The organism is Amycolatopsis vastitatis, from assembly GCF_002234595.1.
GTDB classification, from domain to species: domain Bacteria; phylum Actinomycetota; class Actinomycetes; order Mycobacteriales; family Pseudonocardiaceae; genus Amycolatopsis; species Amycolatopsis vastitatis.
Genome location: NZ_NMUL01000026.1, coordinates 67,631 through 93,908 on the forward strand (window position 1 = coordinate 67,631; position 26,278 = coordinate 93,908).

23 protein-coding genes and 1 pseudogene are annotated in these 26,278 nt (G+C 72.6%); 11 read left to right on the forward strand and 13 right to left on the reverse strand.

What is annotated here, in order from left to right; all coding sequences use genetic code 11:
• Positions 1–19 precede the first annotated feature (19 nt).
• Positions 20–874 carry an alpha/beta fold hydrolase gene (locus tag CF165_RS25540; RefSeq protein ID WP_093950100.1) on the forward strand — a complete coding sequence of 285 codons (855 nt, stop codon included), beginning with the start codon at positions 20–22 and terminating at the stop codon, positions 872–874.
• Positions 875–1,185: 311 nt separating this feature from the next.
• The gene (locus CF165_RS25545; protein ID WP_240521779.1) at positions 1,186–3,261 is read left to right on the forward strand and encodes a PQQ-dependent sugar dehydrogenase; all 2,076 of its coding nucleotides are present in this window, start codon (positions 1,186–1,188) and stop codon (positions 3,259–3,261) included.
• A 93-nt stretch (positions 3,262–3,354) separates the two neighbouring features.
• Here CF165_RS25545 and CF165_RS25550 read toward each other — a convergent pair whose 3' ends face one another.
• The 4 genes from CF165_RS25550 to CF165_RS25565 all read right to left on the reverse strand — a co-directional run bounded on the left by CF165_RS25550 (position 3,355) and on the right by CF165_RS25565 (position 6,477).
• Positions 3,355–3,753, reverse strand: coding sequence for a hypothetical protein (locus CF165_RS25550; protein ID WP_093950101.1), 399 nt, complete (start codon positions 3,751–3,753; stop codon positions 3,355–3,357).
• Positions 3,753–4,559 (reverse strand): heavy metal-binding domain-containing protein, encoded by an 807-nt coding sequence (locus CF165_RS25555; protein WP_240521780.1) that lies wholly within the window; start codon positions 4,557–4,559, stop codon positions 3,753–3,755. Before CF165_RS25555 ends, CF165_RS25550 begins: the two co-directional genes overlap by 1 nt.
• Before the next feature lie 9 nt (positions 4,560–4,568).
• Entirely contained in the window at positions 4,569–5,369 is an 801-nt protein-coding gene (locus CF165_RS25560; RefSeq protein ID WP_240521781.1) for a heavy metal-binding domain-containing protein, read from the reverse strand.
• Between the two features lie 82 nt (positions 5,370–5,451).
• Positions 5,452–6,477, reverse strand: coding sequence for a carbohydrate kinase family protein (locus tag CF165_RS25565; protein WP_093950103.1), 1,026 nt, complete (start codon positions 6,475–6,477; stop codon positions 5,452–5,454).
• Between the two features lie 190 nt (positions 6,478–6,667).
• On the opposite strand from CF165_RS25565, the gene CF165_RS25570 reads away from it, so the two are divergent.
• Positions 6,668–7,948 carry a 6-phospho-beta-glucosidase gene (locus tag CF165_RS25570; protein ID WP_093950104.1) on the forward strand — a complete coding sequence of 427 codons (1,281 nt, stop codon included), beginning with the start codon at positions 6,668–6,670 and terminating at the stop codon, positions 7,946–7,948.
• Here the strand turns inward: CF165_RS25570 and CF165_RS25575 are convergent.
• Positions 7,945–8,649 carry an SDR family NAD(P)-dependent oxidoreductase gene (locus CF165_RS25575; RefSeq protein ID WP_439098520.1) on the reverse strand — a complete coding sequence of 235 codons (705 nt, stop codon included), beginning with the start codon at positions 8,647–8,649 and terminating at the stop codon, positions 7,945–7,947. The genes CF165_RS25570 and CF165_RS25575 overlap by 4 nt on opposite strands.
• A gap of 204 nt (positions 8,650–8,853) precedes the next feature.
• On the opposite strand from CF165_RS25575, the gene CF165_RS25580 reads away from it, so the two are divergent.
• The 3 genes from CF165_RS25580 (at position 8,854) to kstD (ending at position 11,909) form a co-directional block, all read left to right on the forward strand.
• Positions 8,854–9,345, forward strand: a complete 492-nt coding sequence (locus tag CF165_RS25580; RefSeq protein WP_093950106.1) for a cytochrome P450 family protein — start codon at positions 8,854–8,856, stop codon at positions 9,343–9,345.
• An 11-nt stretch (positions 9,346–9,356) separates the two neighbouring features.
• Entirely contained in the window at positions 9,357–10,043 is a 687-nt protein-coding gene (locus tag CF165_RS25585; RefSeq protein ID WP_143268657.1) for a cytochrome P450, read from the forward strand.
• A 141-nt stretch (positions 10,044–10,184) separates the two neighbouring features.
• Positions 10,185–11,909 (forward strand): 3-oxosteroid 1-dehydrogenase, encoded by a 1,725-nt coding sequence (gene kstD, locus CF165_RS25590; RefSeq protein ID WP_093950108.1) that lies wholly within the window; start codon positions 10,185–10,187, stop codon positions 11,907–11,909.
• Here kstD and CF165_RS25595 read toward each other — a convergent pair.
• The 4 genes from CF165_RS25595 to CF165_RS25610 all read right to left on the reverse strand — a co-directional run bounded on the left by CF165_RS25595 (position 11,906) and on the right by CF165_RS25610 (position 16,866).
• Complete coding sequence (locus tag CF165_RS25595; protein ID WP_093950109.1) at positions 11,906–12,934, reverse strand: LLM class flavin-dependent oxidoreductase; 1,029 nt, start codon at positions 12,932–12,934, stop codon at positions 11,906–11,908. The genes kstD and CF165_RS25595 overlap by 4 nt on opposite strands.
• A gap of 37 nt (positions 12,935–12,971) precedes the next feature.
• Complete coding sequence (locus tag CF165_RS25600; RefSeq protein ID WP_093950110.1) at positions 12,972–14,144, reverse strand: Glu/Leu/Phe/Val dehydrogenase dimerization domain-containing protein; 1,173 nt, start codon at positions 14,142–14,144, stop codon at positions 12,972–12,974.
• A gap of 20 nt (positions 14,145–14,164) precedes the next feature.
• Positions 14,165–14,749, reverse strand: coding sequence for a TetR/AcrR family transcriptional regulator (locus tag CF165_RS25605; protein ID WP_093950111.1), 585 nt, complete (start codon positions 14,747–14,749; stop codon positions 14,165–14,167).
• A gap of 410 nt (positions 14,750–15,159) precedes the next feature.
• Positions 15,160–16,866 carry a TIGR03086 family metal-binding protein gene (locus CF165_RS25610; protein WP_093950112.1) on the reverse strand — a complete coding sequence of 569 codons (1,707 nt, stop codon included), beginning with the start codon at positions 16,864–16,866 and terminating at the stop codon, positions 15,160–15,162.
• Between the two features lie 85 nt (positions 16,867–16,951).
• Between CF165_RS25610 and CF165_RS25615 the strand changes: the two genes are divergently transcribed.
• A complete protein-coding gene (locus CF165_RS25615) occupies positions 16,952–17,578 on the forward strand; it encodes a TetR/AcrR family transcriptional regulator (protein WP_093950113.1) in 627 nt (208 codons plus the stop codon).
• A gap of 176 nt (positions 17,579–17,754) precedes the next feature.
• Positions 17,755–18,582, forward strand: a complete 828-nt coding sequence (locus tag CF165_RS25620) for a DUF11 domain-containing protein (RefSeq protein WP_093950114.1) — start codon at positions 17,755–17,757, stop codon at positions 18,580–18,582.
• Positions 18,583–18,644: 62 nt separating this feature from the next.
• On the opposite strand, the gene CF165_RS25625 is transcribed toward CF165_RS25620, so the two are convergent.
• Together CF165_RS25625 and CF165_RS25630 are read right to left on the reverse strand one after the other, a co-directional pair.
• Positions 18,645–19,346, reverse strand: a complete 702-nt coding sequence (locus CF165_RS25625; RefSeq protein ID WP_093950167.1) for a trypsin-like serine peptidase — start codon at positions 19,344–19,346, stop codon at positions 18,645–18,647.
• A 200-nt stretch (positions 19,347–19,546) separates the two neighbouring features.
• Positions 19,547–22,315 (reverse strand): ATP-binding protein, encoded by a 2,769-nt coding sequence (locus tag CF165_RS25630; protein WP_093950115.1) that lies wholly within the window; start codon positions 22,313–22,315, stop codon positions 19,547–19,549.
• Between the two features lie 121 nt (positions 22,316–22,436).
• Here CF165_RS25630 and CF165_RS25635 point away from each other — a divergent pair, with 121 nt between their 5' ends.
• On the forward strand, positions 22,437–22,994 hold the full coding sequence (locus tag CF165_RS25635; protein WP_093950116.1) for a hypothetical protein: 558 nt from the start codon (positions 22,437–22,439) through the stop codon (positions 22,992–22,994).
• Entirely contained in the window at positions 22,991–23,494 is a 504-nt protein-coding gene (locus CF165_RS25640) for a YceI family protein (RefSeq protein ID WP_093950117.1), read from the forward strand. Before CF165_RS25635 ends, CF165_RS25640 begins: the two co-directional genes overlap by 4 nt.
• On the opposite strand, the gene CF165_RS25645 is transcribed toward CF165_RS25640, so the two are convergent.
• The gene (locus CF165_RS25645) at positions 23,487–24,143 is read right to left on the reverse strand and encodes a rhomboid family intramembrane serine protease (protein WP_093950118.1); all 657 of its coding nucleotides are present in this window, start codon (positions 24,141–24,143) and stop codon (positions 23,487–23,489) included. The genes CF165_RS25640 and CF165_RS25645 overlap by 8 nt on opposite strands.
• A 95-nt stretch (positions 24,144–24,238) precedes the next feature.
• Between CF165_RS25645 and folP the strand changes: the two genes are divergently transcribed.
• Complete coding sequence (gene folP / locus CF165_RS25650) at positions 24,239–25,111, forward strand: dihydropteroate synthase (protein ID WP_093950168.1); 873 nt, start codon at positions 24,239–24,241, stop codon at positions 25,109–25,111.
• Positions 25,112–25,172: 61 nt separating this feature from the next.
• Here the strand turns inward: folP and CF165_RS25655 are convergent.
• Positions 25,173–26,241, reverse strand: a pseudogene (locus CF165_RS25655) (methyltransferase).
• Positions 26,242–26,278 lie beyond the last annotated feature (37 nt).

Consider the following 26,278-nt stretch of genomic DNA (forward strand, 5'->3'; position numbering starts at 1 on the left):
TGAGAGGTGAGGAGAAGTCATGGTCACCGTGCAGCACCGCTACGCCACTGTCGCCGGGCACCGGCTGTTCTACCGGGAGGCCGGACCCGCCGGGGCGCCCACGATCGTGCTGCTCCACGGGTTTCCGACGAGTTCGCACATGTACCGGCACCTCATCCCGGCGCTGGCCGACCGCTACCACGTCGTCGCGCCGGACTACCTGGGCGCGGGCGCGTCCGACGCCCCTTCGGTGGCGGAGTTCGGCTACACCTTCGACGCCCTCGCCGAACTCACCCTCGGTCTGCTCGACCAGATCGGCCTCCGCCGCTTCGCGCTCTACATCCAGGACTTCGGCGCGCCGGTGGGCCTGCGCATCGCGGCGGGGAACCCGGAGCGGGTGACCGCGATCATCACGCAGAACGGCAACGCCTACGTCGAGGGCCTGGGCGCCGGGCTGCCGCAGAAGCTGGCCGCCGGCACCCTGACCGCGGACGACCTGCGGGGCATGGTCACCCTCGAAGCCACCAAGGCGCAGTACCTCGACGGCGTGCCCGACCCGTCGCTGGTCAGCCCGGACGTCTGGATCCACGACCAGGCGCTGCTGGACCGGCCCGGCGCCGCGGAGATCCAGATGGCCCTGCTCGCCGACTACCACCACAACATCGGGCTGTACCCGAAGTTCCACGAGTACTTCCGGACCGGCCAGGTTCCGCTGCTGGCCGTCTGGGGCGGCAACGACGAGATCTTCGTCGCCGACGGTGCTCGTGCCTACGCCCGCGACCTGCCCGACGCCGAGATCCACCTGCTCGACTCGGGGCACTTCGCGCTGGAGACGCACCTGGACGCCATCGCCGGGTATGTCCGGGGTTTCCTCGGGCGGGTGATGCCGGACTGAACTTCTTCTGCCTCAACGGGTTCGCGTCTCTGCCCGGTGAGCGGGAAGCCGGGCCGGTTGCCGGTTGACCGGCCGGACGTTCCGCTCGTAGGGTTTTCCCGAGATCGCCCTGGCTCCAGGTCGGTCCCGGTCCCGGAGAACCCCGCCGTCGTCGTCAGGCATCCGCCTCTGCCTGTGCCGACGGGCCGTTCACCGACGGGCCCGGGCGAGCTACAGCAGACGGGAGCCACGGCGGCAGTGTTCCGCGGAGGCGAGTCGCGGCGTGTCGTGTCGCGCTGTCGACCCTCCGCACCGGCTGCGTGGAGGACGGGATGACCAGACGGATTCGGGTGGGGACGATCGTGGCCGCGGTGGCCGCGCTCGTCATCGGGACGACCGCCGCGGCGGGGACGGCGCAAGCCGCGGATCCCCTGCTGTCGCAGGGCAAACCGGTGACGGCGTCGTCGTCGGGCGGGTGCTGTCCGGCGGCGAACGCGGTCGACGGGGACTCGGCGACACGCTGGGCCAGCGCGGCCGGCGTCGATCCGCAGTGGATCTACGTCGATCTCGGTGCGGCGGTGCACGTCAGCCGGGTCCGGCTGCAGTGGGACGCTTCCTGCGCCACGGCCTACGAGATCGACACCTCCGCCGACCACGCCACGTGGACGCGGATCTACGCGACCACCACGGGGAAGGGCGGCGTCGAAGACCTGACCTCCCTCGACGGCACCGGCCGCTACGTGCGGATGTACGGCACGAAACGGTGCCGCACCGACGCGTCGAAGGGCTATTCGCTGCAGGAATTCGGCGTCTACGGCTCGGGCGGCGACGTCGTCCCGCCGTCGCCGCCCGGCACGCCGACGCTCGACGAGGTCACGCCGACCAGCGCGACCATCTCGTGGACCGCGGCCACCGACGACGCCGGCGTCGTGGGTTACGACGTCTACCGGGACGGTCAGCTCTGCGCCAGCACAACCGGCGCCTTGACCGCGACCTGCTCGAACCTCAGCCCCAACACCAGCTACGGCTTCTACGTCAACGCGCGTGACGCGGCCGGCAACGTGTCACAGGCCAGCGGCACCCTCGCGGTGAAGACGCCGCCGTCCGACGACCACACGCCGCCGTCCGTGCCGGGGAACGTGCACACCACCGCGGTCAACAGCACTTCGATCGGCCTCGCGTGGACCGCGTCGACCGACGATGTGGGGGTCACCGGCTACCGGATCTACAACTCCGGCACGCAGATCGGGACGTCCGACACGGCGAGCACCACCCTCGGCGGGCTGACCCCGGACACCCCGTACCACCTGCAGGTGCGGGCCGTCGACGGGAACGGCAACCTCAGCGAGCCGAGCATGCCGGTCCTGGACGTCAGGACCACCGGCGGCTCGACCTGTTCGCCGTCGCAGGGAGTCTGCGGCGCCACCCAGGTCGGGACCGACGACGACGTCGTGTGGGGCCTGGTGACCTTGCCGGACGGCACGATCCTCTACAACCAGCGTGACGCGCACTCGATCGTCCACTTGAACCCGAAGACCGGCGCGAAGAAGACGATCGGCACGGTGCCGAACGTGCAGAGCACCGACGGCGAAGGCGGCCTGACCGGGCTGGAGATCAACCCGGCGACGTTCGCCTCCGACCACTGGCTCTACATCATGCACACCTCGCCGAACGACAACCGGATCGTGCGGATCAAGTACGACCCGGCCGCCGACTCGCTGACCACGAGCACCGAGCAGATCCTGCTGACGGGCATCGCGCGCAACAAGTTCCACAACGGTGGCCGGCTGCGGTTCAGCCCGGACGGCCGGTACCTGTTCGCCGGCACGGGTGACGCGCAGAACGGCGACAACGCGTCGAACACCAGCAGTCCCAACGGAAAGGTGCTGCGGATCAGCCCGGACGGCTCGATCCCCGCGGACAACCCGTTCCACAACGCGGTGTGGAGCTACGGGCACCGCAACGTCCAGGGGCTCGCGTTCGACTCCCAGGGCAGGCTGTGGGAGCAGGAGTTCGGCAACAGCATCATGGACGAGACGAACCTGATCGTGAAGGGCGGCAACTACGGCTGGCCGTCGTGCGAAGGGACGTCGGGTTCGTGCGGGACCGCCGGGTTCATCGCGCCGAAGAAGACGTATCCGGTGGCGCAGGGCTCGTGCAGTGGCATCACGATCATCCGTGACGCGTTGTACGTCGCCTGCCAGCGCGGTGCGCGGCTCTACCGCGCGGTGATCAGCGGCAGCTCGCTGACGAACTTCCAGACGTTCTTCAACGGCACGTACGGCAGGCTCCGCACGGTAGAGCCCGCTCCCGACGGCCAGATGTGGCTGGCCACCAGCGTGGACGGCGACAAGGACAGCACTCCGCACAACAGTCACAACAAGATCCTGCGGGTGGCGGTGGGGTAGGACGCGACCGGCAGCCGGTTGAGCCCGGCCGGGCCCGAGGGGGCCGGCCGGGCGATTCCGGCTGCCGCGGCGACGAACTTCTCAGCGAACCTCTCAGCCGCCCAGCAGGCGGGACAGGGCCGCTCTTGCTTTCGTGTCCTTCTCCGCCAGCGCTGTCAGCTCCTGGGCCAGCGCCTCGAGCCAGTCGTCGACCGTGGTCTGCTTCCGGCTGATCACCACTCCCCGGACCACGTGGTGGATCTCGGCTGCCACTCCGCCGTGCTCGGACGTGCGCAGCACCAATACCCGGTCCGGGGTGTTCACCCGCACCGACACCGCCTGGCCGTCCCGGCCCGCGACGCGGTCGGCGAACGTGCGGCGGCGCGCGACCTCGACCATGCCCGGGGGCAGCGCGCTGCCCAGCGTCTCGGACAGGACGCGGTGGTAGGACTCGACGTCCGCGCGGTCCGTGCGCAAGGCCGCCACCAGCAGGTGGAAGTCCAGCCCGTCCATCAGTCGGTGAGGGGCAGCACGAGCTGCGGTTTGGCGATGCGGTGGTCGGCGCGCAACGGCTTCACGGCGGTGCCGATCGCGAAGAACTCCGTCGTGTGGCCGCCCCAGCGGTGCGGCAGCGAGAGCAGCTGCACCCCGACGATGCCCTCCGCCTCCAGCTGCTCGGCCTCCGCTTGCATCCGGGACATCGCCAGCTCGCGGGCGTCGTACAGCGCCTCCGTGTACTGCGGGATCTCGACGTTCTGGCCGAGGTTGCCCACCATCTGCCGGAACCGCTGGTGCGCGATGTGGTAGACGCACGTGCCCATCACCATCCCCAGCGGGGCGTACCCGGCCTGCACGAGCGTCCAGAAGTCCTGTCCGGACAAGTCGGACGTGAACGGCTTCCCGGTGTTGTTGCGCCACTCACCGGGCTCCTCGGCCTTCACGGCCGTGCCGACGGCGACGAACTCCGCCAGGTCGGTGCCGAACTCCTTGAACTCGATCTCCAGGCGGACCGCGACGATGCCGTCCGCGCCGAGGACGTCCGCCTCCGCCTCCATCCGGGACATCGCCAGTTCGCGTGCGTGGTACATCGCCTGCGAAAGCCGGTCCAGCTCCTGGTTCTTGCTCCACTGCCCCCGCTGGAACCCGACGTGGTAGATGCTCGAGCCCAGCACCAGGCCGAGCGGCCGGAACCCGGCTTCGCGCACCAGGAGGAACTCGTTGACCGTCAGGTCCGAGGTGAACAGGCTGGTCTTCTGGCCGGGTCGCATCTCGGCGAGCCGGCGCATCGCATCCTCGGGGATGTGATCCGCGGTCGTCACGAAGCCTCCTCAGGAACGGTTCAGTGGCAGCATCCGGAGCACGCCGGCCGGGGTGGCCGGGCCTTCGTGGAAGCGGGTGATCGCGGTGCCGGTCACGGTGGCGATGGCGGCCACCGCGACGTCCTGCACCGGCCAGATCTCGAAGCGCAGGTCCGAGACGATGCCGCCGTCGGCGCCGCAGTCCCGGATCTCTTCGGCGAACTGCGCCCGGGCGGCGGCTCGCACGGCGGTGGCGAGTTCGGTGGCCATGGCGATCTCGGTGTTCCCGGCCCACGCGGCGACCATGGGCCGCCGCCAGTAGTAGTCGGTGAACGCCCGGCCCGCCACGCCGACCGCGACCCGCGCCGGGACCCAGCCCGCCTGCATCAGCTTGCCGACGTCCTGGCCCGGCAGCTCGGTGGTGAACAGCCGGCGCGGCCGTTGCTCCGTCTCGGCGCGGACGGCGGTGCCGAGGGCGACGAACTCCTGCGCCATGCCGTCGGGCGAGGTGATCTCGAACTCGATCCCGAGCACGCCGTCGGCTCCCAGCCCGGCCGCCTCCTCGGTGAGCCGGTCGAGCGCCGTCTCGTAACCCTGACGCAGGATCAGCGCCAGCTGCTTGATCCGGTCGGCGGCCCAGGAACTCGATTCCGTGAAGCCGACCTGGTGGACGACGCAGCCCATGACGTCGCCGACCGGGGTGAAGCCGGCCGCCGCGGCGCCGACCGCGCCCGGCACGCCGAGCAGCGACGTCTTTGGGCCGGTGGGAGAGAAACGGTCGAAGCGGGCCCGCGCGGCGGGCGGCAGGGCGTGACCTTCCCACTGGGGCACAGGCGACCTCCCTCCGGCACTGCCGCTCCCATCGTGGCACGGATTCCCGGCTGGGCGACGCTGTGTCCGAAAGGTCCGGCGGTCAGCGCCAGCTGTCATCGCCGAAGCCGAGGGTCACCGGTCCGCGGCGGATTCCCGCCACCGTCTCCGCCGGGAGGACCTCGTCCAGGAACGCGTAGTCCGGGCGGCGGGTGCGGGCGTGCCACTCGGCTATCTCGTGCCAGCCCGGTGCGGCCAGCGCGCCACCGAAGTGCTGGACCGACAGGCTCGCCGTGAGGCAGGCGAACCGGAGGCGTTCCGCCAGCGGCCAGCCCGTCAGCGTCGCCGCGACGAAACCGGCGCCGAAGACGTCGCCCGCGCCCGTCGCGTCCAGCACGTCGACCGGGAGGGCCGGGACCGCCGCCGTCTCGCCGGTCGTGCCGTCGACCGCGAGGACGCCCGCGCCGCCGCGGGTGATCACCGCGATCGGGACCAGCTCGGCGAGCCGGGACAGTGCCGCCTCCGGCGTGTCCGTGCGGGTGTAGCGCATGGCTTCGACGTCGTTCGGCAGGAACGCGTGGCAGCACGCCAGCTGTTCGAGCAGCGCGGGCGACCACGCCTCGGACGGGTCCCAGCCGACGTCGGCGAACACCAGGCTGCCCGCCTGGTGCGCGGTGTGGACCCAATCGGCGGTGTCGAGGCCGATGTGCGCGACGGTCGCGCGGCTCGGCGGCGGCGAGCCGGCCAGCTCCGCGACCGGGACGGGTGGCGGGTGGCCGTGGGTGATCATCGCGCGGTCGCCCGCGTAGGCCAGCGAGACCGTCACGGGCGAGTGCCACTCCGGGAACCGCCGCGAACGCGACAGGTCGATGTGCTCTTGCCGGGCCAGCACGTCCCAGCAGTACCGGCCGTAGACGTCCGTGCCGAACGCCGCCGCCAGCGACGTCCGCAGGCCGAGGCGGCTCAGCGCGACCGCGAAGTTCGCGATCCCGCCCGGGCCCGAGCCCATGCCGCCCGTCCACACCTCCGTGCCCGGCGACGGCGGTTGTTCGAGCCCGGTGAACACCAGGTCGAAGAACAGCAGGCCGGACAGGAAGACATCGATGTCGGGGGCTGGCTCAGCCGGCACGGGCGCCTCCAGGGGATCACGCTGGCAGTGGGCCCGAGCGTGCGTCAGCCGCGGGAGATTCGCAAGAGCTGCGGCCCTTCGGCCACGGATTGCGTGATTCCGGCTGCTAGGGTCGCCGGATGCGGCACGAGCTGAACCCCGGCGGCCCTCACTCGCCGGGGGGATTCCCGCCCGGTGCCGAGGCGCCGCGGTGAAGCTCGCCATCCTCGGCGGCGGCGGGTTCCGCGTGCCGCTCGTGCACGGGGCGCTGCTGACCGGCCGGACCGTCACCGAGCTGGTCCTGCACGACGTCGACGCCGGACGTCTCGCCGCGGTCGAACGCGTCCTCGCCGAGCAAGCCGCCGGTGCGGACGACGCGCCGCGCGTGCGGACCACCACCGACCTCGCCGACGCACTGTCCGATGTGGACTTCGTGTTCTCCGCCATCCGCGTCGGGGGGCTGCGCGGCCGGCAGCTCGACGAGCAGGTCGCGCACGCCGAAGGCGTGCTGGGCCAGGAAACGGTCGGAGCGGGCGGGATCGCCTACGGGCTCCGGACGGTCCCGGTCGCCGCCCGCCTCGCGCGGACGATCGGCGAGCTGGCGCCGCGGGCATGGGTCATCAACTTCACGAACCCGGCGGGGATGGTCACCGAAGCGATGGCAGCGCACCTGGGCGGCCGGGTGATCGGCATCTGCGACTCGCCGGTCGGGTTGTGCCGCCGCGTCGCGCGGGCTCTCGGAGTGGAGCCGGCGACGGCGTGGTTCGACTACGCGGGGCTCAACCACCTGGGCTGGCTCCGCGCGGTCCGGGTCGGCGGCGAGGACGTCCTGCCGCGGCTGCTCGCCGACACGGCCGCGCTGGAGTCGTTCGAAGAGGGCAGGCTCTTCGGTGCGGACTGGCTGCGCGCGCTCGGTGCCCTGCCCAACGAATACCTGCACTACTACTACTTCGCGCGCGAGGCCGCCGGTTCGGAGTCGCGCGCCGCGTTCCTGCTGGAGCAGCAACGCGGTTTCTACGAAGAGCCTTCGCTGGCTTCGTGGGAACGCACGCGCCTGGAGCGCGAAGCGACGTACATGGCCGAGACGCGCGAAGGGGAGCGTGACGATCTCGAAGGGGGCGGCTACGAGAGGGTCGCCTTGGCGCTGATGCGTGCCCTGGCCGGCGGCGAACGCACGACGCTGATCCTCAACGTCCGCAACGGTTCCGCGCTCCCGGGCCTGCCGGCCGACGCCGTCGTCGAGGTGCCGTGCGTCGTCGACGCGAACGGTGCCCGCCCGGTCGCCGCCGCGCCGCTGCCGGACCACGCGCTGGGCCTGGTGACGGCGGTCAAGGCCGTCGAGCGGGCGACGATCGAAGCGGCGACGACGGGTTCGCGGGCGGCGGCGCTGCGGGCGTTCGCGCTGCACCCGCTGGTCGACTCGGTCTCGGTGGCGCGGCGGCTGCTCGAGCGCTACCTCGCCGCGCACCCGGAACTTTCCTACCTCGCCTAGACCGCCGCCATCGCGTTGAACTCGGCTTCGGCTTCGTCCCTCGCGACGTACAGGGACCACGCCTTCTCGGCGAGGGCGTCGGGATCGAGCGTCCCCACCGCGAAGCCGTGGTCCTGCTCGGTGAACACGCGGTGGATGTCGCCGCGTTCGATGAGGCCGCCGATGGTCAGCGTCCCGGCGTAGACGCCTGTTTCGCGCAAGGCCGCGTTCAAGGTCAGGACGTACATCCGCAGCGCCGCCGACGCCGGGGCGAGGCTGCCCAGCATCGGCATCGGGTACTTGCCGCTCAGGCCGCCCGCGAACAGCAGTGAGCCCGAGCCGCGCTCCAGCATGCGCGGCAGCACGGCTTCGACGAGTCGCACCGCCGGGAGCACGAGGGATTCGAACGGCGCGCGCAGCGTGCCGGCGCCGGCTTCGGTCAGTGGTGTGATGCCCGGGCCCGCCGTGGCGTCGGCGGGCCCGAAGTACACCGTGTCGATCTCGCCGGCTTCCGCCGCGATGCGGTCGAGAACGGCCTTGAGCTGCGCTTCGTCGGTCACGTCGGCGGTGTACGTGTGCGCGGTGATCCCGGGGAGGGACTCCCGGTAGGCCGCGTGCCGCGCGTCGGTGCGCGAGACCAGCGCCGTCGTGAAGCCTTCGCGGCCGAAGCGGCGGGCGATCGACAAGCCGAGTCCGGGGCCGACGCCGAGGACAGCGATCACTTTGGGCAAGAGAACCTCCACGAAGTAAGTTGAGACTAATCTCAACTTAGTCACAAAATGAGGGTTCCGTCAACTTGTCGAGTGTCCACTGGGGACAGAGAGGGTGCCCGGGTGAGGCCGTTGGGGCGAACTTCCGCGTCCGGCCGGGTTTTCCGCGGTTCCGCGGCTTCCGCCGCGCCGGAGGGGGCGCCCATCATCGGCGGCATGACCGCTGCCTATCCCGCCGAGAAGGACCATCCCGCCGTCCCGATGGGGGCGCTCTACGCCGGCCATCCGCCGGTGTCCCGGATCGCCTTCCCGAGCGGGCACGAAGGCTGGCTCGTCACCCGCTACGACGACGTCCGCACGGTCTTCGCCGACCCGCGGTTCAGCCGCCGGCTGCTCTACCCGGGCGCGCCGTGCCTCATCGAGCCGGGCGACTTCTCGACCGGTGAACACAGCATCCTCAACATGGACCCACCCGACCACACGCGCCTGCGGCGGCTGTCGGCGCAGGCGTTCACCGTCCGCCGGATCGCCGCGCTGCGGCCGCGGATCCAGGAGATCGCCGACGACCTGCTGCGCGCGATGACCGGGCACGGCCCGCCGGCGGACCTGGTCGAGGAGTTCGCCTTCCCGCTGCCGACCGCTGTCATCTGCGAGCTCCTCGCGTGCCGTTCGCCGGCCGGGCACGGTTCCGGCAGTGGTCGCGGGTGATCGTGACGCCGATGCAGCACGCGCCCGCCGACGTCGAGCAGGCACGGCGGGACAGCATCGAGGACATGGCCGCGCTGGTGGCGGCGAAGCGCTCGCACCCCACGGAGGACTTCTTGAGCGTCCTCGTGCACGCCCGCGACGAGGACGGCGACCGGCTCACCGAACCGGAGCTGATCGACCTCGCCACGCAGCTGCTGCTCGCCGGGCACGAGACGACGGTCAGCCTGATCGCCTCCGGCGTCGTCCTGCTGTGCCGGTACCCGGAGCAGCTGGCGGCGTTGCGCGCCGATCCCGCGCTGACGCCGGGCGCGGTCGAGGAGATCATGCGTTTCGACGGCCCGGTCGACTCGTCGCTGCTGCGCGTGGCACTCGAAGACGTCGAGCTGAGCGGGGTCCTCGTCCGGCGCGGCGAGGCGGTGCTGGCGCACGTCGGGGCCGCGAACCGCGACGAGAACGTGTTCCCGGACGCGGCCGCGTTCGACATCCGCCGCAAGGACGCCCCGCAGCTCGGTTTCGGGCACGGCATCCACTTCTGCCTCGGCGCGGCGCTGGCCCGGCTGGAGGGCGAGATCGCCCTGCGGGCGCTGGTCGACCGGCTGCCCGGCCTGGACCTGGCGGTTCCGCCGGAAACCATCGCCTGGCGGCCGCCGCTGTCGGTCCGGGGCCCCGAAGAGGTGCCGGTGACCTGGGCGGCCTGAGCCTGCGCCGAATGCCGTCACCGGTTGGCGCCACCGGCGCAACGGCGGGGGCCGCGACTGCTCCAAGCGGGTAGAACAGGTTCCTGTTTCTGACCGCTCCCGACATCATGACCTCGCCGTTCCGCGAGCGAGGAGTGCGCCATGGATGCCGACCTGACCCGCCGCCAGCTCCTCCGCGGCAGTGCCGCGGGCGTAGGCCTCGCCGTGACGTCCGGGCTCGCGGCCCCCGCCGCTGCCGCACCTCTTGGCGAGTACGACGTCGTCGTGGTCGGCTCCGGTGCGGCCGGCATGACCGCCGCGCTGACGGCGGCCAAGCGCGGGCTGAGCGTCGTCGTGCTCGAGAAGGCGCCGACGTTCGGCGGCTCGGCGGCCCGCTCCGGCGCCGGGATCTGGATCCCGAACAACCCGGTCCTGCTCGCCGCCGGCGTGCCGGACACGCCCGCGAAGGCCGCGCAGTACCTCGCCGCGGTCGTCGGCCCGGACGTGCCGGCCGCGCGGCAGGAGGCGTTCCTGCGCAACGGCCCCGCGATGATTTCGTTCGTCCTGGCCAACAGCCCGCTGCGGTTCCGCTTCATGGAGGGCTACAGCGACTACTACCCGGAGCTGCCGGGCGGCCTGCCGAACGGCCGGTCCATCGAGCCGGACCAGTTCGACGGCAAGCTGCTCGGCGCCGAGCTGGCGAACCTGAACCCGCCCTACCTCGCGACGCCGGCCGGGCTGGTCGTCTTCAGCGCGGACTACAAGTGGCTGAACCTCGCCTTGGTGAACGCCAAGGGCGCCGCGGTCGCCGCCGAGTGCCTCGCCCGCGGCACGGCCGCCGCGCTGGCCGGGCAGAAGCCGCTCACCATGGGGCAGTCGCTCGCCGCCGGCTTGCGGGTCGGCCTCCAGCGGGCGAACGTCCCGGTGCTGCTGAACACCCCGCTCGTCGACCTGAACGTCGAAAACGGCGCGGTCACCGGTGTCGTGACGCCGCAAGGGCTGGTGCGGGCGCGCCGCGGCGTGATCGTCGGCTCCGGCGGGTTCGAGCACAACGCCGCGATGCGCGCGCAGTACCAGCGGCAGCCGATCGGCACCGACTGGACGGTCGGCGCGAAGGAGAACACCGGCGACGGCCACCGCGCCGGGCAGCGCGCCGGCGCCGCCCTCGACCTGATGGACGACGCCTGGTGGGGCCCGGCCATCCCGACCCCCGGCGACCCGTACTTCTGCCTGGCCGAACGCACCCTGCCCGGCGGGCTGATCGTCAACCAGGCCGGGCAGCGGTTCGTCAACGAAGCCGCGCCCTACAGCGACGTCGTGCACACGATGTACGACAAGAACCCGTCGGCGCCGGACATCCCGGCGTGGCTGATCGTCGACCAGAACTACCGCAACCGGTACCTGTTCCGCGACATCGCGCCGCTGCTGCCCTTCCCGGACGCCTGGTACGCCGCCGGCGCGGTCTTCAAGGCGTCGACGATCCAGGACCTCGGCGCGCAGATCGGCGTGCCGACGGCCGCGTTGAAGTCCACTGTGGACCGATTCAACGGCTTCGCGCGGTCCGGCGTGGACACCGAATTCCGGCGCGGCTCGAGCGCGTACGACCACTACTACACGGATCCGTCGGTGTCGCCGAACTCCTGCCTGGCGCCGCTGCGGTCGGCGCCGTACTACGCCCTGCGGCTCGTTCCCGGCGACCTCGGCACCAAGGGCGGCATGCGCACGGACGCCCGGGCGCGGGTGCTCCGCCCGGACGGCTCGGTGATCCAAGGCCTGTACGCGGCCGGCAACGCGAGCGCAGCCGTGATGGGGCACAGCTACGCCGGCGCGGGGTCGACCATCGGCCCGGCGATGACGTTCGGCTACATCGCCGCGAACGACGTCTAGAACTCCTTCTCCACCAGCGGAAGCACCTCGGTGCCCATGAGTTCGATGGCCCGCATGACGTCGGCGTGCGGCACACCGGACCAGTCCATCTGCATCGCGTAGCGGTCCGCGCCGGTGAGCTTGCCGACCTCGATGAGCCGTTCGGCGATCTCCTGCGGGCTCCCGACGAACAGCGCCTGGGCGCCGTGGGTGTAGGAGTCGTACTCGGCGCGGGTGGGGACGGCCCAGCCGCGGGCGCGGGCGCCGTACTTCATCGTCTCGAGCCAGTACGGGTAGAACGTCTCCTTGGCGTCCTGCGACTTCTCGGCGATGAACCCGATCGCGCCCATGGTGACGTGCAGGTCCGCCGGGTCCTGTTCGCCCGCCTCGCCGGCGTGGCGGTAGAGGTCGACCAGCGGGGCGAAGCGCTCGGGCTCGCCGCCGATCACGGCGTACACCACCGGCAGCCCGAGCAGCCCGGCGCGGATCGACGACTCGGGGTTGCCGCCGGTGCCGACGGAGATGCGCAGGCGCTTGCCGTACGGCCGGGGCAGGATCCGTGCGTTCTCCAGTGGCGGCCGGAACTTGCCGGACCAGGTCAGCGGGTCTTCGCGGTCGATGCGCAGCAGCAGCGCGAGCTTCTCCTCGAAGAGCTCGTCGTAGTCGCCGAGGTCGTTGCCGAACAGCGGGAACGACTCGGTGAACGACCCGCGCCCGGCGAGCAGCTCGGCGCGGCCGTGGCTGAGCTGGTCGAGCGTCGTGAACTGCTGGTAGACGCGGACCGGGTCCTCCGTGCTCAGCACGGTGACGGCGGAGCTGAGGGTGATCTGGTTCGTGATGCTCGCCGCCGCGGCCAGCACCGTGCCCGGGTTGGAGATGGCGTACTGGTCGAGGTGGTGCTCGCCGAGGCCGTAGAAGCCGAGGCCCAGCTCGTCGGCGAGCTTGATCCGCTCGAGCGTGTTGGCCAGCGTCCGCGCGACGGTGAGCTGCTCGCCGGTGCGCGGGTCGGGCGAGCGGTCGCCGAAGCTGTAGATGCCGAGTTTCATAGAGCATTCAACTATCTGGCGGGGCGAATCGTTCCCTTCAGCCGAACCGGGCCTGGATGGCCGCCAGGTTCTGCTCCGACAGCCGCAGGGCCGCGGCGCGCAGGCTCAGGCCGTCCAGTGTCGCCACCTCGAACACACTGGTCACCAGCCCGCTCATGCGGGCCCGGACCTTGTCGAACGCTTCGCCGGCGTCCGCGCCGACGTCGCCGAACAAGGTCCACCACCACCACGAGTTGGTCGCCGAATTGGCCACGAAGTCCGGCACCACCCGGATGCCGCGGGCGTCCAGCAGCTCTTCGGCGTCCGGGGTGACCGGCAGGTTCGCGGCTTCGACGATGAGCTTCGCGTCGATCTTGGCCTGGTTGTCGCTGTCGACGCAGTAGGAGATCGCCGCCGGGACGAGGACCTCGGCCGGCACGTCCAGCCACGCTTCCGGCGGGAGGAGCTCGTCGCCGGGCTTGAGGTTGTCGCGGTCGATCCCGCCGAAGCGGTCCCGGTGCCGCAGCAGGTTTTCGATGTCGAGCCCGGCGGGGTTGACGACGACCCCGCGCACGTCCGAGACCCCGACCACCCGCAGCCCCGCGTCGGCGAGGAACCGCGCGGTGGCGCCGCCCATCGCCCCGAAGCCCTGCACCACCGCGCGGTTCTCGTTCTTGTCCAGGCCCAGCATTTCGAGCCCGGTCAGCGTGGCCTGCGCGACGCCGAGCCCGCCGACCAGCTCGTCGAGCCCCAGGCCGCCGACCTCGATCCGGAACGCCTCCGCCAGCCGCGCGGTCGCCGCCTCCCGGTCTTCGAGCAGCGGGTAGACCGCCTGCACCGGGCTGAGCAGGCCGATCTCCGCGATCACGCCGTCGATGACGTCCTGGCGCAGGCCCAGGTCCTCGCCCATGGTCCAGTACTGCTCGATCAGCGGGCGCATGGTGTGCAGGTAGCGGGCGACGACGTCCCTGGCGCGCTCGTCGTACGGGTCGAAGTCGATGCCGCCCTTGGCGCCGCCCAGCGGGACGTACCGGCCGCCGGGGTCGTAGTTGAGCCCCTCCTTGAGCGTCATGCCCCTGGCCAGGCCGCGGACCTCGAAGAGCGTGCAGCCGCGGCGCATCCGCAGGCCCCCGCTCGCCACGCCGCGGACGAGCCGGTCGATCACCAGGTAGCCACGGCACCCGGTGACCGGGTCGGTCCACGCCACTTCGAGCAAGGCCTGCTCAGTCATCGCCCCTCCTGATCGCCCGGTCAATATCCGAGCTCGTACGCCATCGCCTGCTCGACCCACCGGGCGCAGTCACCGGCGGTGACCGTGCCCTCGCGCGCGACGACCTGCACCGCGAGCCCGTCGAGCAGGGCGGTCAGCCGCCACGCCGCGCCGTGCGGATCCGGGCACCGGAACACGCCGGCGCCGACCCCCTCGGCGATCAGCGCGACGACGGCGTCCCGCCACCGCAGGTCCAGCCGCTGCAGCACGGCGCGAAGCTGGGGGTCGCGCATCGCTGCCGCACCCGCCTCGATCCACAGCTTCCAGCCGTGGGCGGGCTGGGCCGGCCCGTACAGCGCCAGCACCGAGCGCAGGCGGGCGTCGGCCGGGCCGCCTCGCGCCAGCTCGGCACGCAGGTTCGCCAGGTCCTTTTCCGCTGCCTGCCGGAACGCCTCGATGACCAGCGTTTCCAGGGTCCCGAAGTGGTAGAAGATCAGCGCGGTGCTGACGTCGAGGGCCTTGGCGACGTCGGCGGCCCGCACGCCGGCGATACCCCGGGCCCGGATCTGCTCGAGCGCGGCGAGCACGATCTCCTCCCGCCGCACCGCGACCGCCTTGCGCGTCATGCGGCCACCGTACCCAGCGGTGTGGCGCGGGGGGATGCGCCGAATGTGGGTTGTCGGCCTGTGCGGACAGTCAGGACCGGTGCGGGGTTCCCGGGCTCAGGCCGCCCCGAAGCCGGGCTCGGGAACGGTTCTCCGGTCGCTGCGTGAGTCGCCCGGCTCGGTACTCGCCACCCCGAAGCCGGATTGTGACTACGGCCGGTAGTACCGCGTCAAGGCGGGAAAGCGTGCCTTGACCCGGCACTGCCGTCCGTGTTCTGGCTTCGTATCGGGGTTGCGGGGAGGGGTCTGGGTGGGGTGCCGGTTGTGCCTTCAGCGTGCGGGTGGTGGGAGGTGATGGTGCGCTGCGGGGCCTGTGACATGCCTGTTGCCGGGGAACCGTCGTGGTTCCCCGGCGAACTCGGCCTTCGGCCTCAGGCGGTCCACTCCGGGTCGCGGCCCAGGTAGCGCAGCAGCGACGGCACCGCGCCCTCGTCGTCCGGGCCCTCCAGGGCCGGGGCGTAGGCGAATCCGCGCAGCGGTTCCGCCAGTTGCTTCGCCACCGGCAGCAGGGCCTCGGCCAGCTCCGGCGTCAGCGGGGACGCCTGGCCGGATGCCACGGCGATGTCCCAAGCGTGCACGGCCGCGTCCAGGGCCGCCGCACCCACCGCCACCTGCGCCGGGAGCGCGCCCTGCGGCAGGGGAGTGGGGACTTCCGCCGCGTCCGGCTTCACCGTCGCGAACGCCGCCGCCGCGGCCTTCAGGGTGGGCTCCAGGAAGTCGGTTGCCCGGCCGGTGAGCTCGCCCGACGGGGCGAACGGGTTGAAGTCCGGGCCGCCCGAGCCCGTGATGGCCGCCGCGTAGCCCAGCTGGTCGCCCGCCGCGTGCTGGAGGACCTGGGTGACGTTCCACTCCGAGCACGGCGTCGGGGCCGCCCAGTCCCGCACGCCCGCGATCGCCGACCGCAGGGCCTCGTGGGCCGCCGCCAGGACCGGCCACGACGAGCCGCGGGTCAGGCCCGCGAAGAACCCGCGGATGTCACCCACCAGGACGTTCGTGGCCTCGTGTGCCGCGTAGTGGCCCGCCGCGTCGCGGGGGCCGCCGCTGCCGGACTGCACGTCGTAGGCGTTCCAGCTGACGATGTTCGCGTGGTCGCGCTCGGCGAACCGGCGGATCGACTGGAAGTCGCCCGCGAACATCGCCAGGCCCGTCGGCACCGTCGTCGGCCCCTCCGGGCGCGCCGTCGTGTGCGCGTCCTCGTAGTAGAAGCGGATCGACGAGCCGCCGGTGCGGGTCAGCCAGTACAGCGCCACGTTGGCCAGGACGAAGTCGGCGTCGAGGTGCTCGCCGAACAGCTGGGCGTTCCACGCCAGGAGGCCCAGCGGGGAGTCCGCGAGCGCGAACGCCAGCGTGTGCGGCTGCTGGCTGTGCAGCGTGTTGAAGGAGAACATGTTCTCGTAGAACCACTGCAGGTGCGCGAGCGCGGCCTGGTCGGCTTCGCTCAGGTCCGCCATCTCGGCCGGGTCGCCGGAGGGGAACGCGAACAGCTGCGTGACGTGCACGCCGACGACCTTCTCCGGCGCGAGCCTGCCGATCTCCGGCGAGACCATCGACCCCGCGTCGTTGCCGACCGCGCCGTACTTCTCGTAGCCGAGACGGCTCATCAGCTCGGTCCACGCCGCCGCCGTGCGGTGCGTGCCCCAGCCCGCCGACCGCGTCGGGCCCGAGAAGCCGAAGCCCGGCAGGGACGGGATGACCAGGTGGAACGCCGGCTCGTCCGCCGACTCCGGCTCGGTCAGCGGGCCGATCACGTCGAGGTACTCCACGATCGAGCCCGGCCAGCCGTGCGTCAGCACCAGCGGCGTCGCGTCCTCCCGCGAAGACCGGACGTGCAGGAAGTGGATGGTCTCGCCGTCGATCTCGGTCACGAACTGCGGGTACGCGTTGAGCCGCGCCTCGAAGGCCCGCCAGTCGAACTTCTCCAGCCAGTGCTCGGCCAGCGCGCGGACCCGCTCGTTCGTGACGCCGTACCCGGCGGGCAGGTCGTCCGGCCACAGCGCGCCGCGCAGGCGGTTCTGCAGGTCGTCCAGCGCGGACTGGGGGATCTCGGCGCGGAACGGGCGGAGGGCGGGGACCGTCATGGCTGGCTCCTTCGGACTGGAACGGAATGCTTTGTTCCGAACTCTAGCAGAGCGGAACGATCCGTTCCAGTGTTAATCTCGGCCCATGAGTGAGACAGCCCTGCCCGGCCGCCGCGGCCAGGCCGCCCGCAACGACGTCGTCATCCTCGATGCCGCCCGCCAGGTCTTCCTCGTGGACCCGAAGGCGCCGATCTCGCACGTCGCCGAGCGTGCGGGGGTCGGGATCAGCGCGCTCTACCGCCGGTACCCCAGCAAGGAGGTGCTGCTGTGCCGGCTGTGCCACGACGGCCTCCGCCGGTTCATCGGCGAAGCCGAAGCCGCGGCCGGGGAGCCCGACGGCTGGACGGCGCTGACCGGGTTCCTCGCCCGGGTCGTGGACGCCGATGTGCACTCGCTGACCGTCCACCTCGCGGGCACGTTCACCCCGACGGCCGAGATGGGCGCCGACGCCCGCCGGGCCAACGAGCTGGCGGCCGGCCTGGTCGCCCGGGCCCACGAGAGCGGGCGTCTGCGCCGTGACGCCGTCGCCGAGGACATCGGCATGATCCTCGAATGCTGCGCGGCGATCCGCGTCGACGACCCGGAGCGCACCGCGCAGTTGCGGCGCCGGTACCTCGCCCTGCTCGTCGAGGGATTGTCGGCGGGCGGCCCCGATCTGCCGGGCCCGCCGCCGCGCCCGGGTGAGATGAACGGCCGCTGGCGTCCCTCCTGACGGCGGTGCCGCGGCGCGTCCGGATGGCGGTAACGAATTCCGGGAGTGCGACGACTGATCAGCGTCGGCTGTCCACAAAAGACCACGAAAATCTGTCAGAGCGGCATTCCCCGGACCGGAACAGCGAGATGACGATTATGCAAAGAAGCTGGCGACGGACCACGATTCTGTCCTCGGTGGCCGCACTGGCCACGGCGTTCCTCGCGATCGCGCCCGCGGCGCAGGCCGCACCGCCCACCAGTTCCGTCGAAGTCAGTCCCACTACCGTGCTGCCGGGGCAGACATTCACCGTCACGCAAACCATTTACAACCCCACCGATTTCACGGTGACTTTCGCGAAGGGCGCCATTTACGGCACGCCGACCGCGATCACCGACGTCGTCGACGTCGTGTCCTGCACCAACACGACGGCGGTCGGCTGCTTCCAGGCCGGGAGCAGTTACCGTGCCGCGTTCGGCGATCTCGAGGCCGGCGGCACGAGGACCACGGTGTGGACCTTGCGAGTCAAGGACACCGCGGCACCCGGGTCGTTCACGCTGCAGCACCAGTTCGTCGGTGACAACTACGCCTTCGAAACCCTCGACGGCCCCGTGATCACCATCGCCGAGCCGGCCACGCAGGCCGACGTCAAGGTCGCGCTGGGCGCCACCGGGCACGGCGGGCTGAACGCGCGCATCGACTACACGGTGACCGTGACGAACAGCGGCCCGGCCGCGGCGTCCGGAATCCGGGTCGTGGCAACGTATCCGGCGGGCCTGTCGTTCGGCAGCGGTGCCGGGTGCGTCCACGTGAGCGGCACTCGGACAGTCAACTGTGACGTCGCTTCGCTGGCCAGTGGCGCGTCCGCGACGCCCAAGTTCTCCGTGAACGGCGGCCTGCTCGCGTTGGGTTCGTACACCACGACCGCCAAGCGGACGGCGAGCTCGCCGGAGGATCCCAGCAGCGCCAACGACAGCGCGTCGAAGACGTGCTCGGCGCTCACCGGGCTCATCGTGACCTGCTGAGGGTTCGCGAGAGGTGAACCGGGCTCGTGTCTTCCGCCAGGGACGCGGGCCCGGTTCGCGTTTCAGCCGGTGACCGACGCGTACAGCTTCGCGATGTCGTCGTCGAAATACGCGCTGTAGGAAACGTCCGGCGTATCCCCGCCGAGCTGGTAACCGCCGATGACGCCGATGACCGCGCCGTCGGTCACCCACGGCCCGCCACTGGTGCCGTCGGGGAAACCGGGGCACGCCACGCGCATTTGGTAGGTGTCCGAGCGCGTGGTGGTTCCTTCGCAGACCACCGGGGAATCGGTCGTGTCGGGGTAGCCCGTGAGGGTGATCCGGTGGTCGAATCCGCGGTCGGTGCCGAGGACGTTCGCGCCCGTGAGGCTTTCCAGCGAGTTCGCGTTTCCGGCCTGCCGGACGGTGAGAAACGCGAAATCCAGATCCGGGTCGGCCGACGACCGCCAGCCGTCGGCGACGGACACCGAGGTCACCGGCCACATCCCGAACGGCGCGACGCCGTCGTGGTAGCCCGGCGCGAAGGTCATGCCGTCCCGGACGCAGTGCGCGGCGGTCAGGACGAGGTCGCCGGCGCCGGAGTGCACGACGCTCGCCGTGCAGAAGTGGCTGCCGTTCGCGAACAGCGCCCCGACCGGGGAAGCGGCCTTCGGCGCGGGCGGAGCGGCGAGGGTGACCGGAGTCGGTGCCGGGGTGGTGACCGCGCCCGCGGCGTAGGCGTCGTCGGCGGTCGTGCCGGTGCCGAGGACCAGCCCGGTCCCCATGACCAGCAACGTCGCCGCGGCCGTCAGCGCGGTGCGGGGAAACTTGATCGCCACCGGTCCAGATCACCACAGCGGCGCCGGATCCGCAGCGTGCGCGGCCCGATGCACAGCGATCTCATAGTGACCTCACAGCGCTGCACAGGCTGCGCGACCGCGCGGTCCGCGGCGCGAGCCGGGGTCGGTGCGGCAGTTCGTCGTTTTCATCGAAGCGGTGTTCGAGTTCGGTCCGCGATAAGGCCCCGGCGGTGCGCCCACGCCGCCACCTCGGTCCGGTTCGCCAGCCCCAGCTTGGCCAGGACACTGCGGACGTGGCTTTCCACCGTGCGCTCGGACAGCACCAGCCGGTGGGCGATCTGGCGGTTGCTCAGCGCGCCGGCCACCAGCGCCACGATCTCCCGTTCGCGGCCGGTCAGCGGATCGGCTTCGGTGCGCACCTGGTCGAGCAACGCGGTCGCGTCGCGCACCCAGCCGGGCATGCCGAGCCGCCGGGCTTCGTCGGCGGCTTGCCGGGCCAGGGTCTCCGCCCGCGGCAGCTCTCCCAGCGTGGCCAGCTCGCCCGCCAGCCGGACGCGGTTGTGCACGACGTAGGGCCGGGCGCCGAGCCGCGTGTCCCACGCGATCGCCTCTTCGAAGAGCGGCACAGCCTCGGCGTGCCGCCCGAGGAGGGCGGCCAGGCGGCCGGCCCAGCTGCTGGAGCAGTCGCTGCAGAAGGTGCCCGCGCCACGCGAGCCGACCGGCGGCTCCTCCTCCATCCGCTTCGCGAGCCACTCCGCGGTTTCAAGGTCCTCGAAAGCTTCCAGCAGCGGCAGGAGGGTCGGGCCGATCCCCGGCGGATGCCCGACGAAATCGGGGTCGCGCAGGTGCGGGCGCAGGGCGTCGTAGGCGGCTCGCGCCTCGTCGCGGCGGCCGGTGATCAGGGCGCACAGCGGCCGGGAGACGACCGTGATCGGCAGCGGCGGCGCGATCGCCAGCAGCTCGTCGTACCCGTCCGGCAGCTCGGCCGGGTCGCCGACCACCTCGGCCAGCTGCTGCGCGAAGGCGAAGGACATCGCGACCGTGGACCGGTCCTCGCCCAGTTCCGCCTCCGCGAGCTCGGCCGCGAGCCGGTTCAGCTCGCGGCTCTCGGCGAACGCGCCGCGGTAGGCCGCGACGGACGCCCGCAGCCGCAGCTCGTGCCAGCGGACGAGTGGCAGCCGCGTCGTCGCCGCGAGGTCGGAGATCGCGCTCAGCTCGGCGTCGACCACGGGGATCGTGCCGACCTCGAACGCCGCGTCGATCCGCCACTTGTGCCCCCACAGCGCCACGAGCGGCCGTCCGGGTCCGCCCAGGGACACGGCGAGCGCGCCGAGCCGCAGCCGTTCGGCCAGAGGCAGGTCCCTCGGGCGCGTCTTCAGCCGGGCGCGGACGGCGTCGAGCCGCGCCTCCTGGTCGCCGGAGGACTCCGCGAGGGCCAGCGCTTCGTCGGCGGCCTTCGCCGCTTCGCTCGTCTTCCCGCAGTCGGCCGCCACCGAGGCCGACTGCGCGAGCAGCTTCGCCCGCACCGCCGGATCCCCGTCCGGGCCGATCGCGGCCAGCGCGGACGCCGTGAGTTCAGCCATCTCCGGCAGCAGCCCGGGCGCGGCGGTGTCCCGGACGACGAGCGCCGCGGCGGCCGCCAGCGCCGGATCGGACGTCAGCGCGGCGGCTTCGCGTGCGTGGTCCAGGCTGCGCGCGAACCGGCCCGCCCGGTACTCCGCGGTCGCGAGGTCGACGAGCAGGGCGGCGAGCCCGTCGCCGGTGCCCGCGCGGCGGCGGCAGCCGAGTGCGAGGGCCAGGAAGCGCGCGGCTTCGGTGAAGGCGAGCGAGCGGGTCGCGTCCCGCGCCGCCGTTTCGGCCCAGTCCGCCGCGCGGGCGAGGGCGTCCGGCGTCGCCGCGGCCCGCAGCCAGTGCCCGGCCACGACCCCCGGCTCGGCCCGGTGCTCCAGCGCGGCCGCCGTCCGGGCGTGCAGCTCCTCGCGGACGCCCTGGTCGAGGTCGGCGTAGATCCCGTCGCGCACGACGGCGTGGGCGAACCGCCGGGATCCGGCGACGGCGGGGAGCAGCACGCCGGCGCGCACCGCGCGGTCGAGCGCCTCGACGACGCCGTCCACCGGCTGCGCGGCCACTTCGGCGACGACGTGCGCTTCGACCTCCTCGCCGAGGACCGAGGCGATCGCCAGCAGCTCCCGAGTCCCCGCGTCCAGCCCGGCGACCGTGGTGCGGACGAGGTGCCGCAGCTCGGCCTCGCCGCCGCCGGTCGCCGCCGACCGGGCCACCGCCTTGAGGTAGAGCGGGTTCCCGCCCGACCGCCGCCACGCGTCGACGGCGTCGGCATCGGCCCGGCCGATCCCGGCGAGGTAGGCGCGGACGTCGGGCTCGGTCAGCGGGTCCAGGCGGAGGCTTTCCGTGCCCGGCCGCCCCAGCAGGTCCGGGAGCGCCTCGAAGAGCGGGCCGGACGAGCCGGTGTCCCGGTACGTCGCGACCACGGCGAGCCGGGAGCGGCGGATCTCCCCGGCCAGGTGCCGCAGCAGCCGCAGCGACGCCTCGTCGGCCCAGTGCACGTCCTCCAGGACCACGACGAGGCCGTCCGGGCCGGCTGCGTCGACCAGCGCGTCGGCGGCCACCGCGACGAACCGGAACCGGGCCGCGACCAGGTCGGCGCCGTCGCGGCCGTCGAGGTCGGCGAGGGCGCGGGAAACCTCCGCGCCGGCTTCCGGCAGCGCCCGCAGCACCCGCCGCCACGGCCACAGCGGCGGGGCGCCCGGGTCGTCGACGCACCGGCCCCAGACGGCGGCCCGGTCCGTGACGGTCTCGACCAGGCGGGTCTTGCCGATCCCCGCCGGACCGCCGACGAGGACCAGCGCGCCGGTGCCCCCGGCCGCCGCCGCGAGCCACGCGCGCAGGTCGGCCGCGGCACCGGCCCGCCCGACGAACGGCTCGCTGCGCGTCACCCGAGCAGTATCCCCTCCGCGTCCGGTTTCCGTGCCGTTCTCCGTACTGGCACTGATGTCCGGGAAGCCGTCCGTGGCGAGAGTGGCTCCCAACGGCTTGACCAGCGAAAAGGGAGCACCCATGTACGCCACGATCCACCAGTTCAGGAGTCCTCTCGGGACTCACGACCTCGGCGAGGGCGCCCTCGGCGCCGCCACGCTCACCCAGCTCGGCGGCCAGGCCGGCGCCGTCGTCACCTTCTGGCCCGACGCCGCGGCCGCGGACGAGGCCGCCGCCCGGCGGCCCGCCGGGACCACCTGGCTCGACACCGGCGTCTACCGGGTCGTCGACGTGCAGCCGGCGTCGGACGCCGCCGCCTACGCCCAGATCACCTGGTTCGACGGGCCGCGCAGCGCCGACCAGTCGGCCGCCGAGCAGCGCGCGGGGCGCGAACGCATCTGGCCCGCGGTGCGGGGCATCGAGGGCGTTGGCACGACCTACGCCCTCATCGCCGAAGACCGGTCCCTGGTCGTCGTCGGGTTCACCGCGTCGCTGGCGACGGTCGAAGCCGTCCAGGAGGCGATCATGGCCACCGAGCTGCTGCCCGGCGAAGACCCAGCGCTGCTGCCCGGCGCCGACCGGATCGACTTGCACCGCGTGCTGCACGCGGCCCTGCCGGCGACGGCGGGTGCGCGATGAGCCCGCACACGGCGGCCACGCTCCGCACCGGGACGTGGACTGTCCTCAGTGGACGGACAACGGCGGCCTTCGAGGTCCGCAACTTCGGCTTCAACCGGGTGCGCGGCACGATCGGCGTCCGCGCCGGCACCGTCGAGGTGAGGGACGGCGAGGTGACGGCCGTCCGCGCGGAGCTGGACCTCGGCGCGCTCGACACCCGGAACCCGCGCCGCGACGCCGACCTGCGGAAGCCGCACCTGCTGGACAGCGCCGCCCGCCCGGAGCTGACGTTCGTGGCCGGCGGCGTGCAGCGGCGCGGCGGCGGCTGGGAAGTCACCGGCGAGCTGCGGCTGCGGGGGACGGCGTGCCCGCTGACGCTCGACGTCGAGCCACCCGGCGGCACCCGGGTCCGCGCGACCGGGACGCTGGACCGGGCGCCGCTCGGCATGCGCGCGCCGCGGCCGCTGATCGGCCGGTACGTCCGGATCGTCGTCGAGGCGGAGCTCGAGCCGCCTAGCTGAGGTCCTTGGGGAGCAGGGCGGTCGCCGCGTCGGGGGCGGTGACCGCCTTGGGCCGCCGGTCGCGGAAGAGCCAGCCGCCGACGATGCCTCCGACGAACCCGAACAGGTGGCCCTGCCAGCTGACCCGCTCGTCGGTGGGCAGCAGCGACGTGAACTGGTAGGCGAAGCACAACGCCATCACCAGCCCGATCACGATGTCGATCGGGTGCCGGTCGAACAGTCCGCGCACGATGATGTAGCCGAAGTAGCCGAACACCAGGCCGCTGGCGCCGACGGTGATCGAGTTCGACGGAGAGATGAACCAGACGCCCAGCCCGCTCGCGACGATGATCAGCACGCTCACGCTGAGCCACTTCTTCACCCCGCGGTAGGCGGCGAGGAACCCGAAGACGAACAGCGGCCCCGAGTTGCCTTCGATGTGGCCCCAGCTGGAGTGCATGAACGGGGCGCTGAAGATCTCCGGCAGCGATGCCGGGTTGCGCGCCTCGATGCCGAACTCGCCGCTCAGGTCGTATCCCCCGACAGCGTTGACGATCTGCACCAGCCACAGCACCGCCAGCAGGCCGACCATCACCCACAAGGCCTTCTTGGCCTCGGCGATCATCAGCTCGGCTTCGCTGCGGGCGGGGCCCTCACCGGTCGTGCTCATGCGTTTCCCCCTGCTCCCTCGCGCGCCGAGGATAGCCGCCGGTGGCCCCGGACGCGGCGTTTCGGCCCCAGCTGTGACCTGGCAGGGTGGTGACCATGACGTCACACCGGCCGGAGGTGGTCTTCCGGGGCCGCCGCATGCCCGGCGACCGCGCCCTGGTCATGGCCATCGTCAACCGCACGCCGGACTCGTTCTACGACAAGGGCGCGACGTTCGCCGGGAACGCGGCCAGGGAAGCCGTCGACCGCGCGGTCGCGGCCGGTGCCGACATCGTGGACATCGGCGGGGTGAAGGCGGGCGAGGGCCCCGAGGTCGACGTCGACGAGGAGATCCGCCGGGTGGTGCCGTTCGTGGCCGAGGTGCGCGACCGCCACCCCGGGCTGGCCATCAGCGTCGACACGTGGCGGCACGAGGTCGGGCGGCAGGTCTGCGAAGCGGGCGCCGACCTGCTCAACGACACCTGGGCGGGCGCCGACCCGAAGCTGGTCGAGATCGCCGCCGAGTTCGGCGCGGGCTACGTCTGCTCCCACGTCGGGGGCATGCCGGTCCGGACCGACCCGTACCCCGCGCCGACCCCCGACCGGCCCTTCTGGCCGCGCTATGACGACGTTGTCGCGGACGTCGTCGCCGAGCTGACCACCGCGGCCGAGCGGACCGTCGCCGCCGGAGTCCCGCGCGGCGGTGTGCTGATCGACCCGACCTTCGACTTCGGCAAGAGCACCCGGCACGGCCTCGAGCTGCTCCGGCACTTCGACCGGCTGGTGGCGACCGGCTGGCCGGTGCTGGTCGCGCTGTCGAACAAGGACCTCATCGGCGAAACCCTCGACGTCGAGGCCCACGACCGCCTGGCGGGCACCCTCGCGGCGACGGCGATCGCGGCGCACGCCGGCGCCGCGGTCTTCCGCGCCCACAACGTCCGGGAGACGCGGGAAGCCGTCGAGGCCGTCGCGCGCCTCGGGATGTCATGAACGACTCTTTCCTGTCGTCAGACGACAGGAAAGAGTCGTTCATGACATCGGGACGTGTCCACTATGGACTGAGTCGCCAGAGTGACGTCACTTCGGCGGCCCGTGCCCGGTGCAGCGGATCGGCCGGGTCGAGCGCGCGCGGATGGCGTGGCCGCGTTTCCGTCCGGCCGGCGACGCGCAGGCCCGCCGCCGCGATCCAGCCGAGCAGTGCGCCGCGCGTGCGCAGGCCGAGGTGCTCGGCGAGGTCGGAAAGCACGAGCCACGCCTCGCCATCCGGGGTCAGGTGCCTGCGCGCCCGGTCCAGGAACCCGCGCAGCATCCGGCTGCCCGGGTCGTACACCGCGTGGTCGAGCGGCGTGCGCGGACGGCCGGGCAGCCACGGCGGGTTGGCCACCACCAGCGGGGCCCGGCCGGGCGGGAACAGGTCCGCGCGCACGACTTCGGTGCGCGCGCCGAAGCCCAGCCGGGCCAGGTTCTCGGTCGCGCACGCCACGGCGCGGGGATCGGAGTCCGTCGCCACCACCCGCCGGACGCCGCGGTGGGCGAGCACGGCGGCGAGCACGCCGGTGCCGGTGCCGATGTCGAACGCCGGGTCCGTGCCGGGCAACGGCGTCTCCGCGACGAGGTCGACGTACTCCTGCCGCAGCGGCGCGAAAACGCCGTAGTGCGGGTGGATCCGCCCGCCCAAGGCGGGGACGGCGATGCCCCGGCGACGCCATTCGGCGGCACCGAGGACGCCGAGCAGTTCCCGCAGCGGCACCGCCGCCGGGACGTCCAGGGGGGCCGTAGACCGCGGTGCACGCCTCGCGGACGTCCGGGGCCCGGCGCAGCGGGACGACGTGCCCCGGATCCAGCGGCACGTACAGCAGGGAGAGCAGCCGGGCCCGGCGGGCCCGGTCGGCGCGGTAGCGGGGGTAGTCGGCCGGCGGGGGCGGCGGGATCCGCCGGTTCACGGCGTCGAGCAGGTGCCGTGCGGCCGGGTAGCTGCCGCGCCACCGGAGTGCGGTCCCGGCGGACATCGTGCGGAGGGCGGCGTCGGCCGGGAGCCGGTCGTCGGCGGCGACGGCGCGACGCGAAGGCGGGGTGAACAGCCGGCGATCGGGTTCGCCGGGCAGGACGAGAAAAGCCACGGGTGAAGGGTTTCCGTTCTTGCTGCGGGCACGACGA